The organism is Microvirga sp. HBU67558, from assembly GCF_018069605.1.
Lineage (GTDB): Bacteria > Pseudomonadota > Alphaproteobacteria > Rhizobiales > Beijerinckiaceae > Microvirga > Microvirga terrae.
In genome coordinates, this window is the sequence record NZ_JAGPUP010000049.1 from 1 (window position 1) to 249 (window position 249).

At 56.2% G+C, this 249-nt stretch carries 1 protein-coding gene; it reads right to left on the bottom strand.

The genetic code is table 11. The features are described from left to right. On the bottom strand, window positions 1-249 hold a 249-nt coding region (locus tag KBI52_RS00185), incomplete at both ends, for an extracellular solute-binding protein (RefSeq protein WP_210804716.1).

A 249-nucleotide genomic window follows, 5' to 3' on the forward strand; every position in this document is an offset into this window, starting at 1 on the left:
AGGAAATTGCGGGCGAGATAGCTGTAGATGATGTCCTGCTCGATATAGACGAAGTCATAGATACCGGTATTGGCCTCCATGTCCTTAATCGCCTTGTCGTACATCTGGTCCCAGGACGTGGCCTCGAACTCGACCTTGATGCCGGTGGCCTTGGTGAAAGCTGGGCCGAGAACATCCTTGGCGTAGTTGGACGGTGGCGTGCTCTCGGAAATGCCCCGAATGGTCGTTCCCTGCAGGCCTTTGGCGGCA